The following is a 14,261-nucleotide window of genomic DNA, read 5'->3' as shown; positions in this document are numbered from 1 at the left end:
CAAACGGAAGGTGTTTTATGCAGCGTTTCCAGCGCGCGCTCCTCGCCCTGATGTCGGCACTCGCGATCACATTGATCGCCAGCGTGTCGCATTTCGTTTCCACCACGGCCTCGGCCCAGACCGCAGGAAAGACCATGACCACAGCTTCAGGCTTGCAGATCATCGATTCCACCGTCGGCACCGGCGCCTCGCCGCAGCCCGGCCAGATCTGCGTAATGCACTATACCGGCTGGCTTTATGAGAACGGCCAGAAGGGCAAGAAATTCGATAGCTCGGTCGATCGCAAGGAGCCGTTCGAGTTCCCGATCGGCAAGGGCCGTGTCATCGCCGGCTGGGACGAAGGCGTCGCCTCGATGAAGGTCGGCGGCAAGCGCACGCTGATCATCCCGCCGCAGCTCGGCTACGGTGCCCGCGGTGCCGGCGGCGTGATCCCGCCGAACGCGACGCTGATGTTCGACGTGGAATTGCTCGCAGTGAAGTGACGGCACAGCAAAAAGACCGGCCTCGCGGCCGGTCTTTCATGTCGATCTGACGCGTGTCACTCCGTTGCGCGCTTTGCGGATGCGGCGGCGCGATCGATCGCATCCTTTGCGGCGTCCTTGGCATCGCCCATGGCCTGCTGGCCCTTGCCCTTCACTTCCTGCACCACGCCTTCGCCCTTCATGCGCTCGGATCCGGTGGCTTCACCGACGCCCTGCTTGGCCTTGCCGATCGCCTCGTTGGCGGTGCCCTTGATCTTGTCGGTCGTGCTGCCCATGAAAATCTCCTTTCGATTGGCTTGGAATGACAACGCTGGGCGGCTACGAGGGTTCCGATTTTGCTATGGCTGACGGGCGCCGCTTTGGGTTAGTTTGCCGCGCACGGAACCAACAGAAAGCAAGTCCAATGACCGGCCATGACCATTCGCATTCCCACCATGACCATGGTCATGATCACGATCGCTGGAAACATGACGGCGTTCGCGTCATTCCCGGCAATCAGCTCGATACCAACGTGCCGTCGACGGCGGGCATGGACCGTGCGGCCGCGATCAATTTCGCACGCGTCGGCGCGCAGAAACTGTGGGCGGGCACCGTCAGCATCAAGCCGGACGCCAAGACCGGCGCGCATCACCACGGCCATCTCGAAAGCGTCATCTATGTCGTGAAGGGCAAGGCGCGGATGCGCTGGGGCGAGAGCCTGCAGTTCACCGCAGAAGCCGGCCCGGGTGACTTCATCTTCGTCCCGCCTTACGTGCCCCATCAGGAAATCAACGCCAGCCCGGACGAGGTGCTGGAATGCGTGCTGGTGCGCAGCGACGGCGAGGCGGTGGCGATCAACCTCGACATCGAGCCGGTCGAGAAACCCGAGACCGTGCTGTGGATCGACCCGGTGCACCGCGATCCCAACGAGAAGAAGTAAGACGGGGACGGCGGGACAGTGTCCTGCGGGGTCTAAGAAAAATATCGGAAGCGGTGTCGGATGGCGGCCTGGCCGTCCGTCCTTGGGCAGAACCCCGCCAAGGAGCTTCCGATGCCCAAGATGATCTTCGTCAACCTGCCGGTGACTGACCTCGAGCGCGCGACCGCGTTCTATGAGGCGGTCGGCGCGGTCAAGAACCCGCAATTCAGCGACGAGACCGCGAGCTGCATGGTCTTTTCCGAGACCATTTTCGCCATGCTGCTGACCCACGACAAATTCCGCCAATTCACGCCGAAGCCGATCGCGGACGCCAGGACCTCGAACCAGGTGCTGTTTTGCCTGTCGGCGGACAGCCGCGGCGATGTCGACGATATCGTCGCCAGGGCCGCAGCTGCAGGCGGGGTGGCCGATCCCGGTCCCAAGGACGAATACAGCTTCATGTACGGCCGCAGCTTCGAGGATCCGGATGGCCACATGTGGGGCGTGAACTGGATGGATCTTTCGGCCGCCCCGCTGCAGCCCGACCTGGCGAACGCCTGAGCCGACACCAATAGACCTCAAGAGGAGCATTCATCATGTCCAAGCTCGTGCCCTGCATGTGGTTCGACGGCGATGCCGAGGACGCTGCAAAATTCTACGTCTCGCTGGTCCCGAATTCGGCGATCACGCACGTTCAGCGCAACGTCGCGGACGGCCCGTCCGGCAAGGAAGGCTCCGTGCTCGTCGTCGAGTTCACCGTGGCCGGACAGAAGCTGGTCGCGCTCAATGGCGGCATGAAGATGGAATACACCCACGCGATCTCGCTGATGATCCATTGCGACGACCAGGCAGAGGTCGACAGCGTCTGGAACGCGTTCCTCGCCCATGGCGGCAAGGCGGAGCAGTGCGGCTGGCTGAGGGATCGCTGGGGCGTGGCCTGGCAGGTGGTGCCGAAGGTGATGTTCGAGTTCCTGTCGAGCCCGGACAAGGCGGCGGCCGCACGTGCGATGCAGGCGATGATGAAGATGGTGAAGCTTGACGTCGAGGTGCTGCGGCGCGCGTTCGAGGGCAAGTCGGCGGCGTGACCGCGACGAAGGTGCCGTCGGGTGGGCAAAGGCGCGTAGCGCCGTGCCCACCATCTGTTTCCGTTTGAGAGAGGCGGTGGGCACGCTGCGCTATGCCCACCCTACGGTACCGTGCTCGCCGCTAATAATTAATCCGCAGCCCCACGCCGCCATGGATCGTGTTGCCGACCGGCTGCGGGCCGAGCGTGCCGTTGGCGAAGAGGTCCACGATCCAGCCCTTCTGGACGCGGAAGCCGAGGCGGCCGCCATATTCGAACCAGCCCTGGTTGCCCATGGTCGGCACCACCGTGCCCTGGCCGGTCACGGTGGCGACGATGCCGCTGTGGCTGGCGAAGGACTGCACCCAGCCGCCATTGATGTTGGTCTCGATGTTGCTGCCGAACAGATGCGTCCACTGGCCGCCGATCTTGACGAGGCTGGTGCGGTCGGTGCCATCAGCGATGCTGGCGTCGAACGGATTGAACGCCACGGTACTGTCGCTATAGCCGGAGACGCGTTGCCAGAGCTGCCAGACCTCGATCGAGGCCGCGACTTCGTCGCGCGGCGAGAGGCGGCTGATCCAGCCGGCGCGACCGTAAACGGCGTAGTTGGACGCGTTGGTCGAGCTCGTCACGCTCACCGGGCCGAGGCTGGTGTCGTAGCTTCGCGTGTAGCGCGCCTTCTCCCACGGCGTCAGGATCGCGCCGACGTCGAAGAACGGGCGCGACGAGCCCCAGTCGGTGAAGTCGTAGCGCAGTGCGAAGGCGCCGATCGGTGCGCTCGTGATCTTGTAGCCGCCCTCGTTGTAATGCGTGTAGGCGATGCCGGCGAGCAGCGACAGATTGTTGGTCAGCTCCTTGCGGCCGTGGATGCCGGCCGAGAACGAGCCGGCCGAGCCGAACGCGCTGATGCAGTCGCCGCAATTGATCTGCTCGTTGACGCCGAGCAGCACCGTCCCGAGCACCCGGTTGGTGATCATCTGGTTGAAGCGCTGGTTGGCAAGGCCGCCGATCGAATTGCCGCTCGAGTCCGCACCGGTCGGTGTCGGGCTCGGCGACGGATACGGGCTGGGCGAGGGAGAAGGAGACGGCGAGGGGCTTGGCGAGGGCGACGGCGACTGAGCTGCGGCTGAACCGATGCCGAGCGCGGCCGAGCAGAATGCAAAGGCGACGAGGAACGCCGCCCGCATCGCAAACTGTCTTGTCCGGTTCAACATCGTCACCGCCCGCACAGCATGGCGTCGTCTTCGACGGCAGGCGTGATGGTCGGCGAGGCGCCGGCGTACTGGTTGACCGCGCACAGCCCGGCGCTCGCGGCGCAATTGGCGGCGAAGGTCCAGGGCGGCGTGTTGGTCTTGGTGATGCTCACCTTGCCGCCGGTCGAGGTGATGATGGCGGTGTCGCCGGGCTGGGTGAGTTGCACGCACTGGCCGCTCTTCGTGCAGACGCTGGCCGCGCCGTCCTGAAGCACGACGACGGAGCGCCCGCGCTGCGAGAGAATGTCGAGCGTGGTGCCGCGCACGCCGATGGTGGCGAGCGGCGTCGTGATCTTGTAGGCGGCCTTGTCGGAGTGTCCGGTGACGAAGCGGAAGGCGCCGGTGGTCATGCGGATCGCGACGTCACGATAGCTGTGCTCGTCGTTGAACACGGTGCGGTCGAGCTTCAGCGTGGCGCTCGGGCCGAGCGACAGGTTGGTGCTGTCGGCCATCACGAAGCGCGCCGCGCTGTCGGCGCCGGTCCGCACGGTCTCGTCGCGCAGCATGCTGTCGCCGACATTGATCGGCGTCGTGGTCGCGGCGACCCGCACCACTTCGTTCTGAATGACGACAGCCTGGCCGACGCGCGACTGCGCTTCGGCGCCGGATGCCGCGCAGATTGCGGCCGTAAGCAGTGTGGGTAAAAGCCAAAAGCGCAAATTCATTTCGCAACCGATCGATGTGTCCCTGATCGTACCGGATCGCGCGCGCTTCTGATGTGGCGGAATTATCACAAGCGGCGCCGGACGTGCGTCATGCTTGGTGACAGTTGCGGCAGAATGCGTTCAATGACGAGAAGCAGTTTATTTTTCTCCGCGGTGCAGCCGATTTGTCACGCAAGACAGCTCCACAAAAGACGCTCGAATTGCCTGCGGTTCCGAAGGTGTCGCGGAGCGCAGCGATTGCTGTCGCGATTTTCCTGATCGCGCATCTGGCGCTGCTGATCGGCGTCACCACGCCGGACAAATTCGTCTTCGACGAGGTGCATTACGTGCCGGCGGCGCGCCAGATGCTGGCGCCCGCGATGTCGCAGCCGATGCTCAATCCGATGCATCCGCCGCTCGCCAAGGAGCTGATCGCGGCATCGATCGCAACGTTCGGCGACAACGCGCTGGGCTGGCGCTATCCTGCGACCTTGTTCGGCGCGCTCGCGATCGCCGCGATCTATCTGTGCGGACTCGCGCTGTTCGGCGCGCAGTCGCCGGCGATCGCCGCCGCACTGATCGCGGCCTTCAACCAGATGCTGTACGTGCAGGCGCGCATCGCGATGCTCGATATCTTCGCGCTCGGCTTCGGCCTGCTCGCCACCGCCGCCTTCATGCATGGGTTTCGCAGAGAGCGGCCGCAAGCGCTGTTCGCGGTGGCGGGCAGCCTGTTCGGCCTTGCGGCCGCGTGCAAATGGAGTGGCCTGTTCCCGCTCGGCGTCTGCATCGTCATTGTTGCATTGATCCGCCTGATGCAGGGCTGGCACACGCTGTTCGCCGATGCGAGGCCGGACGACTGGTATCGGCCGGAACTTTGGCCCGGCCTGAAGCTGCATCATGTCGCGCTCTGCTTCGCCGTCCTGCCGGGCATGACTTATCTTGCGGCCTTCGTTCCGCTCTACGGATTGTCGCTGCCGGACTTGATCGAGGCGCAGCGGCGGATCTTTGCCGACAACACCACGACGGCGATCGCCGGCCACACCTATATGAGCGCATGGCCGTCCTGGCCGCTGCTCGCGCGCCCGGTCTGGTTCCTGTTCGACAAGACCGCGGAGGACCACGTCGCCGCGATCGTCTTCCTTGGCAATCCCCTCGTGCTGTGGGCGTCACTGCCCGCACTCGCCATCGTGCTGCGCGATTTCATCGTGGCGCGGCGCTGGGATGCATTCCTGATCGCGGCATTCTACTTCGGTCCCTGGCTCGCCTGGGCATTGCTGCCGCGCACGCTGGGCTTCATCTATTACTACCTGCCGGCTGCGACCGCGGCGTCCCTGGCACTGGTCTATGTGCTGCGCCGCGAGGGGCTGCCGCGCTGGCTGTTGTGGGCCTTTGTCGGCGTCGCGGCGGCCGGCTTTGCGGTGATGCTGCCGATTTCCGCGGCCTTCGTCGGCACCACGATGGGGAGCTTCAACCGGCTGATGCTGTTCCAAAGCTGGATATGACTTCGCCGCCCGCCGGGCTGCGGCAGGCGGCGTGTCTTAACCCAGGAGCCGAGAGCTACTTCGCCGCGGTCTTGGTGTCCATGTTCACGACTTGGACCCGGCGGTTGATGGCGTCAGCGCCGTTGGCGGCATCCTTCAGCTTGGTCTCGCCGTAGCCGACGGTGACCAGATCGTTGCCGTTGAGGCCGTAATTCTGCATCAGGTACTTCTTGATGGTGTCGGCGCGCCGTTCGGAGAGACCTTGATTGTAATCTTCGCCACCGGTCGCGTCGGTGTGGCCGGCGACGACGAAGGTCGAACCCTTCAGCGCCGGATCGGACAAGGCCTTGCCGAGCGCCTGCACCGAGGCCATCGAGGTCTTGGCGATGTCGGCCGAGTTGTAGTCGAACTGGATCTCCAGATCGATCTTCGGCTTGGTCGCTGCCAACTCGGCGATCTGCTCGCGCTCGCCCGTCGACAGCGACCGGGTCGAGCGGTTGCGCACCGTGTTCAGGAAGCTCGCTTCCTTGGCCTGCACGGCGGTGTCGGTCTGCGGGCCGACGGACAGGCCGCGGGTCGCCGGCTTCGGCTTCAGCGCATCGACGATCTGGTCGGCGGAGAAGTTCTTGTCGCCAGCCAGCGCAAGGCTCGCCGTCATCGAAAGAACGGCTGTCAGGGTGATCGCCGTCAGTCCAAAAGACTTATTGAAATGGGTCATCGTGGTATCCTCGTTGTAACGCCTGATGGCGATTTGATGCTGCGAGCCTAGGGCAGGTTCAACGGCTCTTATGTGATTTTGGTCACATTCAAAGCGGCGCGGCCGTCTGCGAGCCGGAGGTTGCCACCGGCAGCGTCGGGGAGCGCCCAAAAGCCGCACGCTGAAAGGGGGGTACCACTGCGGCGCAGCAACGAAATTGTCTTTTCCCTGCAAACTTGTGGCTGAAGAATGGCTGTCGCGTGGGCCGGCATCAAGCCGGCTTCCTACTCGAGGAGAGAACTTGATGAAGACCCTGTTGCTCGCGACGGCATTCGCCGCACTTGCTCTGTCCCCCGCATCTGCCGCCAAGATGGCGTGCACCAGTGCAAACATGGCAAAGCTCGTTGCCGGCATGGGCGGCGAAGACACGCCCGCCAAGATGGCGGCGAGGAAGTCGATGGCCGCGGCCAATTCCGACATGAGCAAGGGCAACATGCGCGGAGCGTGCAAGCACTATATGAGCGCCGAAAAGTCGATGGCGATGAAGAAGTAGGCTTCCGCCTGATCCCACAGGTCATGGCCGCGCTGGCAGCAGATGGCAGCGCGGCTTTTTCGTGTCCCTGCTTCTTTGCCTCGCGGCGAATCCCGCTACATTGCACGCTGCAATGCCCCGCACGTCCAAACCGCTTCCGCTCTCGACGACACAGGCCCGGCAGATCTGGCTGCATGCCCAGCGGCTGACCGACCGCGCTCCGTTCGGCGAAGGCGCACAGGCCGTCTCGGCCGCTGTCGCCCATCTCGGCTATGTGCAGATCGACACCATCAACGTCATCGAGCGTTGCCATCACCACATCCTGTTCAGCCGGATCCCGTCCTACCGCCGCGCCGATCTGCGCCATGCCCAGAGCATCGACAAGACCGTGTTCGAGTACTGGACCCACGCGCTCTCCTACGTGCCGGCGAACGACTTCCGCTTCTTCCTGCCGGCGATGCGCGAGCACCGCCGCGAGGGGCACAAATGGTTCGCCGCGGTGAAGCCGGCCGACACGCGCAAGGTGATGCGGCTGCTGCGCGCCGGTCCGCTGACGATCCGCGACATCGACGACGACGTGCTCGTCGAGAAGGAGCATCTGTGGCAGAGCCGCAAGCCCTCGAAGCGGGCGCTGCAGCTCGCCTTCTATACCGGCGCCGTCACCATCAGCGAGCGCCAGGGCATGCTCAAGACCTATGAGCTGACGACGCGCCATTTCGGCTGGGACAGGCTGCCGAAGGCGGCGGCGGCAAGCGAGATCACGGCCTATCTGCTCGACCGCGCGCTGCGTTCGCAGGGCGTGGTCAGCCTCGATTCGATCTGCCATCTCGATGCGCCGAGCAAGAAGCCAATCGCGCGCCTGATCGCCTCGCGCGTCCGCCGCGGCGAGCTCGTGCCCGTCGCGATCGAGGGCGCCGGCAAGCAGGAGCACTGGGCTTCGCCTGCAGCGCTCGAGCCGCATGAGGTCTCGCCCGAACTCGTCCACATCCTCTCGCCATTCGATCCCCTGATCATCCAGCGCAAGCGCACCAACCTCATCTTCGGCTACAACCACCTGTTCGAGGCCTATGTGCCGAAAGCCAAGCGCAAGCTCGGCTATTTCGCGCTGCCCGTGCTGGTCGGCGACGAGATCGTCGCCGCGCTCGATCTCAAGACCGATCGGCAGAACAAGAAGCTGTTGATGCAGAAATGGACCTGGGTCGGGCAGGGCAGGAAGACGGCGGGACGCAAGGAGCTGAAACGCGTGATCGAAGAGGAGCTCGACCGCTTCGAGCGGTTTCAGCTGGCGGAGTGAGCCTCGTCGTCGTCCGGTCTACGGCCTGTCTTCGAGCCCCGCCGAGGCTCCGGACACGACATGAGCGTATCGGTCCAGCACCTCGTCGGCCGAGTAGCCGGAGCGTTCCAAAAATTCCTCCCGCAGGCCCAGGCGCGCGGAGACCTTCAAGCGCGCCGCAGTGGCCGTCGTCATGACGGGATCAAAGCCCAATTCGCGCAGGCCCGCTGCCACGCCGTCCATTTCCACGGCACGGCGTTCGGCATGCAGCACGTCTGAGCGGACGCACATGTCCAGGAACTTGCTGAACGTGGTGGCATCCATCGAGGCGCATAGCCCGCGCATGGTTTCGTCGCGCACGCCGGCGAGCGTCGCGGCGGTCAGCGCCTCGACCAGCAGCGCTTCCATGCCTTTGGTCACCACGCTCCGCAGCATCTTCACCGCGGCCGCCGTTCCGGCGTCTGCACCGGCCACCTCGATGCGGAAGCCCAATGGCCCGAAAGTCTCCGCGAATCGCGCCGCGCCGCTGCCGGATGTGTAGAGCGGGACCGCAGCGCCGTAGAGGTCGACCGATCCCATCAGATTCGCGTCCGCGAACAGGCCGCCGCGCGCCTCCACGGCTGCGGCGACTTGCTTTTTTGTGCGCGGGGTCGCCGCGTTGATGTCAACCACGAGAGAGCCGGGACGAATGATCCTGGAAATCGCCTCACCTGTCTCAGCCGCGACGGCAACGACGACGGCGGAAAAGATCACGTCCGCGTCCGACAGGTCCTCGAGCCGGTCGACCAGCATGACGCCACAACTGGCCGCCATCGCACGAAAGGCCGCGGAGTAGGGCGGCGCGTTGGTCTTGCCCTGACAGAACGCGACCATCGGTGCATCGGTCTGCGCCGCAAGATGCGATGCAAAGCATCGCGCGGCCTCGCCAAATCCGACAAAGGCGATCCTGGGCTGCGGCATCACTGGGGTCTCCTGGCGCGGCGTTTCACCGCCGACGGCCATTGTGCCGGGTTCTGCTGCGGAGTCAATGAACCGGTTCATCATAATTCTGATCTTGAGGACCGGGATGCTGCTGATTGGCTAATTTCAGTGCAAACCAGTGTGGTCCTGCCTTGCTCAAGGAGGTGAACCGGTTCATAAGGTGGCATGCCGTCGCACGCGCCACGATCGCAAACCGTGAAGGTCAAGGACGTCGCCCGGGAGGCTGGTGTCGCGGTCGGCACGGTATCCCGTGTGCTCAACGATCATCCCGCGGTGACCAGGGAGCTGCGCGAGCGCGTCGAAAGGGCGATGGCGCAGCTCGGCTACGAGGTCGATGTCACGGCCCAGAGCATGCGCGCGGGCCGGTCGCGGCTGGTGGCCTGCGCCATCCGTGATTTCGACATCCCGCGCTTTGCCCTGTTCATCAAGGAGGCCGAGGCGGTCCTGCGCGAAGCCGGGTACACCTTGCTGCTGGCGAGCACGACCAACCGGCCCGAAATCGAGATCGCCTTGCTGCGTGGCTTCCGCAGGCGCCGCGTGGACGGCGTGATGATGACGCTGAGCGACGAGCAGCACCGGGACGTCCGCGAGGCGCTATCGGAGGCGCCGATGCCGGTGCTGCTCATCGACCGCGATCGCATCGAGGCGCTCGATCGCGTCACCGCCGATCATCGCGCGGGCGCCCGTCTGGCGATCAGCCATCTGCTCGGTCTCGGGCACCGGCGGATCGCCATGCTGGTCGGCGACCTCAAGGCCTTTCCGTCGCGAAGCCGCCTCGAGGGCTTTCGTGCGGCGTACGCGGAGGCGGGCATCGCGCCGGATCCGAGGCTGTTGCGAGACGATGTGCTTTCGAGTGAGGACGCCTATCGGGCGACGGCCTCGCTCATGAGCCTTGCGGAGCCTCCGACGGCGCTCTTCGTCGCTGCGATGGACACGCTCAGTGGCTGCCTGCGCGCGCTGCGGACGATGGGCGTTGCCGTTGGGGACGGGATTTCGGTCGTGGCCGGCAGCGATTCCGACCTCGCCGAATTGTACACGCCGCCGATCACGGCGATCGCGTGGGATCTGTCAGCCATGGGCCGCCACGCTGCGACCATGCTGCTGGAGCGGATGCGCGGCGACGAGATCGAGCGCGGCCGTGGTCTCACCGTGCCGACGGAACTGATCATTCGCGGGTCGAGCCGGCCGTTTGCGGGTTGAGCGTGCGCAATGGTGCGGCGCAGCCGTCGAGCCAGACGCCGACGACAATACCGATGAGATAAGCGACCAAATTCCATAGCGAAAAGATGCGCCCGAGCAGCAGCGCGCCGGCGGTGGTCAGCCGGAACGCATCGAGCCATGGCGTGTGCACCAGCCGGGAGAATTCCACGACGACCGCGATCACAGCCGCGATCGCCGCAATCTGCGTCCGCGTGAGTCGCGGCAGCACGGCTCCGGCCAGCAGAAACACCATCGTGGCCCACAGCAGCGAGCCGCCATACTTCACGACGAAGGCTGGAAACCCGAGCGGGAATCCGTACCAGCGCAGTGACAGCCCGCAGACGATCACCGCGAGGGCGAGGCCGGCGCGGATCAGCGAGATCCGCATCGGCGCCACAGGTTGATCCGGCTGCGCTCCGTGCATTGCTCGCTCCATTGACTCTTTGCCCGCGATGCTCAAAACCGCCTCACGCCCAAGAAAAGCAACAACCCGGGGGAAGCCATGAGCCAGACCACCTATGCCGGTTCCGCCGGCGGTGCCGAGAGCGCCAGCAAGAGCGACATCGAAACCTCGACCATCCGCGCCATTTCCTGGCGCCTGATTCCGTTCCTGGTGCTGGCCTACTTCTTCTCCTATCTCGACCGCGTCAATCTCGGCTTCGCCGCGCTGACCATGAACGCCGACCTGAAATTCACGCCGCTGATCTTCTCCTGGGGCGCCGGCATCTTCTTCATCGGCTATTTCATCTTCGAGGTGCCGAGCAACCTGGCGCTGGAGAAATTCGGCGCCAGCCGCTGGATCGCCCGCATCATGGTGACCTGGGGCATCATCTCCGCCCTAATGGCGCTCGTCAGCGGCGTCACGAGCTTCTACGTCCTGCGCTTCCTGCTCGGCGTCGCCGAGGCCGGCTTCTTCCCGGGCATTATCCTCTATCTCACCTATTGGTATCCGGCCGAATATCGCGCCCGCTTCCTCGCCGCGTTTGCCATCGCCGTGCCGGTCTCGACCGTGATCGGCGCGCCGATCTCGGGCCTGTTGCTCGGGCTCGATGGCATGATGGGGCTGAAAGGCTGGCAGTGGCTGTTCATCATCGAGGGCATCCCGTCGGTGCTGCTCGGCATCGTCACCTGGTTCTACCTCACCGACAAGCCGGAGAAGGCGGACTGGCTCTCGGCCGAGCAGAAGGCCTGGCTGAAGGCGAAGCTCGATTCGGAAGTAGCGGCCAAGCAGGCGGTGAAGCATTTCTCGCTCGGGGAGGCGCTGTCTTCACCGAAGGTGATCGCGCTCAGCCTGATCTATTTCGGCTTCGTCGGCGCGCTCTATGGCATGCAGTTCTGGCTGCCGCAGATCGTCAAGGCGTTCGGCCTCACCAACGCCCAGACCGGCTTCGTCACCGCGATCCCGTATCTGTTCGGCACCATCGCTATGATCCTGTGGGCGCGGCATTCGGATGCGAGCCGCGAGCGCGTCATGCATGTCGGCGCGCCGCTGCTGCTCACCGCGGTCGCCCTCGCCGTGTCCTCCCATCTGACTGATCCGACTCTCACGATGGCGGCGCTGACGATCGCCGCGATGGGCGTGTTCTGCTGCTTCGGCGTGTTCTGGACGCTGCCGACCGCCTGGCTCTCCGGCACTGCGGCCGCAGGCGCGATCGCCTTGATCAACTCGATCGGCAACCTCGCCGGCTTCGGCGGGCCCTACCTGATCGGCTGGGTCAAGGAAGCGACGGGGCAGACCTCGACCGGTCTACTCGTCCTTGCCGTGTTGCCTCTGATCGCGGGCATTCTCGTTTTTTTCGGCGGCCACGACAGCAAGCACGAATTCGCCGGCCAGGGGCGATAGCGCGGTCCTGGTGTCGCCGGGAGGGAGTGCAATGAAATCCGGGCAACGGGCTAATCGGTACTTCTTTGCGGACCAGCCAATCCAAGAAAAACGAGCATCGCGCGGTTGAGACGCAAGAGGTCTTCGTCGTCGAGGCGTCCCACCAACTTTCCGATCTTGGACCTGGGCACAGTCGTGATCTTGTCGACCATCAGGCGGGACAGAACCCTTAGACCATTGTTTTCCGTCGGGTCGACCGCCAAGCGAAACAGAGGTGCTTCAGTATCGTTGGTCGTGAAGGCGCAAACCGTGACGGAGTTCGCCGCGTCGAAGCTGTCATCCTGGACGATGACCGCAGGTCGCGGCTTTCCCGCGTAGTCTTTGCCTCCAGCGAGTGTCCAGATCTCGCCGCGCTTCATTCTTCGTTCAACATGGAAACGGAGTCGATGAAGGCTTGATCGTCATATTCCTGAGTACTCTTCGCGACGGCGAGCGATTGACGATGGGCTTCCGCCTTGAAGGATGCCGAACGCACATCCGGCACCCAAATCTGGATCGGTCGCAGTCCCTGCGCCCGCAATCGATCGCGGTGAGCTTGGACCTTCAGACGAGACGGCTTGGGCTTCGAAGTGCTCACGCGCATTTTTCCTTGGTTACATGTAACCTAACAGGAGACCCCGCAAATTTCCAGCGGTGCGTAGAGGCTGCTCCTTACCACCCCTTAACGATCACGCATTCCTGATGACTGACGATTATTGACTTTTATCAGTGAACAGTCAACATTCCTCTCAATCGAGATGCAGGAGTGTCCTACGATGTTCGTCCGGTCGATTTTGTCGAGCTATTCCAAGCTTTTGGCAGGAGCCGCGCTCGCCCTGATGGCCGTTTCGCTGGCAGGGTGCAATGACACCGTCGCCGAGAAGGCCGAGCCGCCGCGGCCGGTTCTGGTGGCAACCGCCCATTACGCTTCCGAGACCCCGGAGCGCAGCTTCGTCGGCACCATCCGTCCCAGGATCGAGAGCGATCTCGGCTTCCGCGTCGCCGGCAAGGTTGCCAAGCGCCTCGTCGAAGTCGGCCAGACGGTCGAAGTCGGCCAGCCGCTTGCGACCCTCGACGAGGTCGACCTGAAGCTCCAGGCCGAGCAGGCCGTTGCCGAGCAGACCGCCGCAACCGGCGTGCTGGCCCAGGCCGCCGCTGCCGAGCAGCGCGCCAAGGATCTGAAGGCCAAGGGCTGGACCACCGATGCGCAGCTGGATTCGAGTCGCGCCGCTGCGGACGAGGCCCGTGCACGCCTAAACCGGGCCGAGCGCTCGGTCGAGCTGACCAAGAATTCCCTTTCCTACGCGACGCTTGTTGCCGACGCCCGTGGCGTCGTCACCGCAACGCTGATCGAGCCCGGCCAGGTGGTCTCCGCGGGCCAGGCTTCGATCCGTGTCGCCCGCTTTGCCGAGAAGGAAGCGGTCGTCGCGATCCCTGAGACGCTGGTTGGACGCGCCAAGTCGGGCGTCGCCAGCGTCACTCTTTGGTCCGAGCCGAACAAGAAGTACGCGGCCAAGCTGCGCGAGATCGCACCGGCGGCCGATCCGGCTACGCGCACTTATCTGGCAAAGTTCTCGCTGCCCGAAGCCGACGACAAGGTCGCGCTCGGCATGACGGCGACGCTGACGCTGTCGGATGCCGCCAGCGAGCGCGTCGCGCGGCTGCCGCTGTCGGCTCTGTTCAACGAAGGCGGCAAGCCGTCCTTCTACGTCGTCGACGACAACGGCTCCGTCGCGCTGAAGCCGGTGACGGTGAAGTCCTACGAGAGCAAGGACGTCGTCATCACCGGCGGCGTGGAAGAGGGCGCCAAGATCGTCGCCCTCGGCGTGCAGAAGCTCGATCCCGGTCAGCGGGTGCGGATCGTGTCGTCACTGTCGTTCTAGGAAATTCTTA

The 14,261-nt window shown here is 64.5% G+C and carries 18 protein-coding genes; 10 read left to right on the top strand and 8 right to left on the bottom strand.

The window, feature by feature from the left end:
• Positions 1-17: 17 nt before the first annotated feature.
• Positions 18-482 carry an FKBP-type peptidyl-prolyl cis-trans isomerase gene (locus BDOA9_RS33050; protein WP_025038232.1) on the top strand — a complete coding sequence of 155 codons (465 nt, stop codon included), beginning with the start codon at positions 18-20 and terminating at the stop codon, positions 480-482.
• 56 nt (positions 483-538) lie between these two features.
• Here the strand turns inward: BDOA9_RS33050 and BDOA9_RS33045 are convergent, their stop codons facing one another.
• A complete protein-coding gene (locus BDOA9_RS33045; protein WP_025038231.1) occupies positions 539-757 on the bottom strand; it encodes a CsbD family protein in 219 nt (72 codons plus the stop codon).
• Between the two features lie 128 nt (positions 758-885).
• On the opposite strand from BDOA9_RS33045, the gene BDOA9_RS33040 reads away from it, so the two are divergent.
• The 3 genes from BDOA9_RS33040 (at position 886) to BDOA9_RS33030 (ending at position 2,465) form a co-directional block, all read left to right on the top strand.
• Positions 886-1,401 carry a cupin domain-containing protein gene (locus BDOA9_RS33040; RefSeq protein ID WP_025038230.1) on the top strand — a complete coding sequence of 172 codons (516 nt, stop codon included), beginning with the start codon at positions 886-888 and terminating at the stop codon, positions 1,399-1,401.
• Positions 1,402-1,512: 111 nt separating this feature from the next.
• Positions 1,513-1,941: a VOC family protein gene (locus tag BDOA9_RS33035; RefSeq protein WP_025038229.1), complete on the top strand. Its 429-nt coding sequence runs from the start codon at positions 1,513-1,515 to the stop codon at positions 1,939-1,941.
• A 35-nt stretch (positions 1,942-1,976) separates the two neighbouring features.
• Positions 1,977-2,465 (top strand): VOC family protein, encoded by a 489-nt coding sequence (locus BDOA9_RS33030; RefSeq protein ID WP_025038228.1) that lies wholly within the window; start codon positions 1,977-1,979, stop codon positions 2,463-2,465.
• Positions 2,466-2,586: 121 nt separating this feature from the next.
• Here the strand turns inward: BDOA9_RS33030 and BDOA9_RS33025 are convergent, their stop codons facing one another.
• Both BDOA9_RS33025 and BDOA9_RS33020 read right to left on the bottom strand, forming a co-directional pair.
• A complete protein-coding gene (locus tag BDOA9_RS33025; protein WP_025038227.1) occupies positions 2,587-3,633 on the bottom strand; it encodes a hypothetical protein in 1,047 nt (348 codons plus the stop codon).
• A 29-nt stretch (positions 3,634-3,662) separates the two neighbouring features.
• Complete coding sequence (locus BDOA9_RS33020) at positions 3,663-4,364, bottom strand: FecR family protein (protein WP_025038226.1); 702 nt, start codon at positions 4,362-4,364, stop codon at positions 3,663-3,665.
• 200 nt (positions 4,365-4,564) lie between these two features.
• Here BDOA9_RS33020 and BDOA9_RS33015 point away from each other — a divergent pair, with 200 nt between their 5' ends.
• Positions 4,565-5,845, top strand: a complete 1,281-nt coding sequence (locus tag BDOA9_RS33015) for a phospholipid carrier-dependent glycosyltransferase (RefSeq protein ID WP_042336929.1) — start codon at positions 4,565-4,567, stop codon at positions 5,843-5,845.
• A gap of 55 nt (positions 5,846-5,900) precedes the next feature.
• On the opposite strand, the gene BDOA9_RS33010 is transcribed toward BDOA9_RS33015, so the two are convergent.
• Positions 5,901-6,542, bottom strand: a complete 642-nt coding sequence (locus BDOA9_RS33010) for an OmpA family protein (protein ID WP_025038225.1) — start codon at positions 6,540-6,542, stop codon at positions 5,901-5,903.
• A gap of 283 nt (positions 6,543-6,825) precedes the next feature.
• Between BDOA9_RS33010 and BDOA9_RS33005 the strand changes: the two genes are divergently transcribed.
• Positions 6,826-7,074 carry a hypothetical protein gene (locus BDOA9_RS33005; protein ID WP_025038224.1) on the top strand — a complete coding sequence of 83 codons (249 nt, stop codon included), beginning with the start codon at positions 6,826-6,828 and terminating at the stop codon, positions 7,072-7,074.
• A gap of 112 nt (positions 7,075-7,186) precedes the next feature.
• Positions 7,187-8,347 carry a winged helix-turn-helix domain-containing protein gene (locus BDOA9_RS33000; protein ID WP_025038223.1) on the top strand — a complete coding sequence of 387 codons (1,161 nt, stop codon included), beginning with the start codon at positions 7,187-7,189 and terminating at the stop codon, positions 8,345-8,347.
• 18 nt (positions 8,348-8,365) lie between these two features.
• Here the strand turns inward: BDOA9_RS33000 and BDOA9_RS32995 are convergent, their stop codons facing one another.
• Entirely contained in the window at positions 8,366-9,370 is a 1,005-nt protein-coding gene (locus tag BDOA9_RS32995; protein ID WP_244521565.1) for a DUF1932 domain-containing protein, read from the bottom strand.
• 102 nt (positions 9,371-9,472) lie between these two features.
• Here BDOA9_RS32995 and BDOA9_RS32990 point away from each other — a divergent pair, with 102 nt between their 5' ends.
• Positions 9,473-10,507: a LacI family DNA-binding transcriptional regulator gene (locus BDOA9_RS32990; RefSeq protein WP_025038221.1), complete on the top strand. Its 1,035-nt coding sequence runs from the start codon at positions 9,473-9,475 to the stop codon at positions 10,505-10,507.
• Here BDOA9_RS32990 and BDOA9_RS32985 read toward each other — a convergent pair.
• Positions 10,473-10,931, bottom strand: coding sequence for a ribosomal maturation YjgA family protein (locus BDOA9_RS32985; RefSeq protein ID WP_025038220.1), 459 nt, complete (start codon positions 10,929-10,931; stop codon positions 10,473-10,475). The two genes, BDOA9_RS32990 and BDOA9_RS32985, sit on opposite strands and share 35 nt — an antisense overlap.
• 78 nt (positions 10,932-11,009) lie before the next feature.
• Here BDOA9_RS32985 and BDOA9_RS32980 point away from each other — a divergent pair, with 78 nt between their 5' ends.
• Positions 11,010-12,350: an MFS transporter gene (locus tag BDOA9_RS32980; protein WP_025038219.1), complete on the top strand. Its 1,341-nt coding sequence runs from the start codon at positions 11,010-11,012 to the stop codon at positions 12,348-12,350.
• 50 nt (positions 12,351-12,400) lie between these two features.
• On the opposite strand, the gene BDOA9_RS32975 is transcribed toward BDOA9_RS32980, so the two are convergent.
• Together BDOA9_RS32975 and BDOA9_RS32970 are read right to left on the bottom strand one after the other, a co-directional pair.
• Positions 12,401-12,748 (bottom strand): type II toxin-antitoxin system PemK/MazF family toxin, encoded by a 348-nt coding sequence (locus BDOA9_RS32975; protein WP_025038218.1) that lies wholly within the window; start codon positions 12,746-12,748, stop codon positions 12,401-12,403.
• Positions 12,745-12,966 (bottom strand): antitoxin MazE family protein, encoded by a 222-nt coding sequence (locus BDOA9_RS32970; RefSeq protein WP_244521564.1) that lies wholly within the window; start codon positions 12,964-12,966, stop codon positions 12,745-12,747. Before BDOA9_RS32970 ends, BDOA9_RS32975 begins: the two co-directional genes overlap by 4 nt.
• 178 nt (positions 12,967-13,144) lie before the next feature.
• Here BDOA9_RS32970 and BDOA9_RS32965 point away from each other — a divergent pair, with 178 nt between their 5' ends.
• Entirely contained in the window at positions 13,145-14,251 is a 1,107-nt protein-coding gene (locus BDOA9_RS32965; protein WP_025038217.1) for an efflux RND transporter periplasmic adaptor subunit, read from the top strand.
• Positions 14,252-14,261: the final 10 nt, after the last annotated feature.

Source organism: Bradyrhizobium sp. DOA9, assembly GCF_000617845.2.
Classification (GTDB): Bacteria; Pseudomonadota; Alphaproteobacteria; order Rhizobiales; family Xanthobacteraceae; genus Bradyrhizobium.
The sequence above is the reverse complement of the archived record's forward strand: the minus strand, read 5'-3'. Positions and strand labels throughout refer to the sequence as shown.

What these genes read in the sequence shown, in the direction of transcription:
- BDOA9_RS33005 (WP_025038224.1), top strand. Translation starts at nt 6,826, where the DNA reads ATGAAGACCCTGTTGCTCGCGACGGCATTCGCCGCACTTGCTCTGTCC.
- BDOA9_RS33050 (WP_025038232.1), top strand. Translation starts at nt 18, where the DNA reads ATGCAGCGTTTCCAGCGCGCGCTCCTCGCCCTGATGTCGGCACTCGCG.
- BDOA9_RS33045 (WP_025038231.1), bottom strand. Translation starts at nt 757, where the DNA reads ATGGGCAGCACGACCGACAAGATCAAGGGCACCGCCAACGAGGCGATC.
- BDOA9_RS33040 (WP_025038230.1), top strand. Translation starts at nt 886, where the DNA reads ATGACCGGCCATGACCATTCGCATTCCCACCATGACCATGGTCATGAT.
- BDOA9_RS32975 (WP_025038218.1), bottom strand. Translation starts at nt 12,748, where the DNA reads ATGAAGCGCGGCGAGATCTGGACACTCGCTGGAGGCAAAGACTACGCG.
- BDOA9_RS32965 (WP_025038217.1), top strand. Translation starts at nt 13,145, where the DNA reads ATGTTCGTCCGGTCGATTTTGTCGAGCTATTCCAAGCTTTTGGCAGGA.
- BDOA9_RS32985 (WP_025038220.1), bottom strand. Translation starts at nt 10,931, where the DNA reads ATGCACGGAGCGCAGCCGGATCAACCTGTGGCGCCGATGCGGATCTCG.
- BDOA9_RS33025 (WP_025038227.1), bottom strand. Translation starts at nt 3,633, where the DNA reads ATGCGGGCGGCGTTCCTCGTCGCCTTTGCATTCTGCTCGGCCGCGCTC.
- BDOA9_RS33010 (WP_025038225.1), bottom strand. Translation starts at nt 6,542, where the DNA reads ATGACCCATTTCAATAAGTCTTTTGGACTGACGGCGATCACCCTGACA.
- BDOA9_RS33035 (WP_025038229.1), top strand. Translation starts at nt 1,513, where the DNA reads ATGCCCAAGATGATCTTCGTCAACCTGCCGGTGACTGACCTCGAGCGC.
- BDOA9_RS32990 (WP_025038221.1), top strand. Translation starts at nt 9,473, where the DNA reads ATGCCGTCGCACGCGCCACGATCGCAAACCGTGAAGGTCAAGGACGTC.
- BDOA9_RS33030 (WP_025038228.1), top strand. Translation starts at nt 1,977, where the DNA reads ATGTCCAAGCTCGTGCCCTGCATGTGGTTCGACGGCGATGCCGAGGAC.
- BDOA9_RS33000 (WP_025038223.1), top strand. Translation starts at nt 7,187, where the DNA reads ATGCCCCGCACGTCCAAACCGCTTCCGCTCTCGACGACACAGGCCCGG.
- BDOA9_RS32980 (WP_025038219.1), top strand. Translation starts at nt 11,010, where the DNA reads ATGAGCCAGACCACCTATGCCGGTTCCGCCGGCGGTGCCGAGAGCGCC.
- BDOA9_RS33020 (WP_025038226.1), bottom strand. Translation starts at nt 4,364, where the DNA reads ATGAATTTGCGCTTTTGGCTTTTACCCACACTGCTTACGGCCGCAATC.
- BDOA9_RS32995 (WP_244521565.1), bottom strand. Translation starts at nt 9,370, where the DNA reads ATGATGAACCGGTTCATTGACTCCGCAGCAGAACCCGGCACAATGGCC.